Source organism: Hymenobacter rigui, assembly GCF_003944715.1.
Lineage (GTDB): Bacteria > Bacteroidota > Bacteroidia > Cytophagales > Hymenobacteraceae > Hymenobacter > Hymenobacter rigui.
Map to the genome: position 1 here is coordinate 1 of NZ_RWIT01000038.1, position 577 is coordinate 577.

The window sequence follows — 577 nt, forward strand, 5'->3', positions numbered from 1 at the left end:
TCGTCCGTGGACAAGGCCGGCTCCGGGTGACTAACCATAGGTTAATCACACAGTTTGTGTTCTCTTTCTTTTTCTCTGTTTTCCTCTATGTCAAAGAACGTCTGCCACTCCCTGTTGGAGGACAATGTGGAAATGAACAGTTACCTATTCTGTTTCCTAAAGCAATTTATTCTATCACCTGTCTACCCATTTGGCATACAGTAATGGTGGAGAATAACGGATTCGAACCGTTGACCCCCTGCGTGCAAGGCAGGTGCTCTAGCCAGCTGAGCTAATCCCCCGGTTGATCCACGCCTGACCATTCGTCAAGCGAAGTGGGCCTGCCTGGACTCGAACCAGGGACCTCTACATTATCAGTGTAGCGCTCTAACCACCTGAGCTACAAGCCCGGGTCGACTCGCGGAGTCGAATCCGTAAAAAGATTGAATAAAAGGAAAAGACAATAACGGTTACAGATGATCAACGAAAATCATGGGGGGGGGTGAGCCCCAACTTGTCAACCGAGTCGAACAAGCTCCAGAAAGGAGGTGATCCAGCCGCACCTTCCGGTACGGCTACCTTGTTACGACTTAGCCCC

General features: G+C 50.3%; 2 tRNA genes and 1 rRNA gene. All 3 read right to left on the reverse strand.

Annotated elements, in window-relative coordinates:
• Positions 1 to 204: 204 nt before the first annotated feature.
• Positions 205 to 281 (reverse strand) — tRNA-Ala (locus tag EI291_RS22545).
• 34 nt (positions 282 to 315) lie between these two features.
• Positions 316 to 389 (reverse strand) — tRNA-Ile (locus tag EI291_RS22550).
• 131 nt (positions 390 to 520) lie between these two features.
• A 16S ribosomal RNA gene (locus EI291_RS22555) occupies positions 521 to 577 on the reverse strand; the annotation flags it as partial.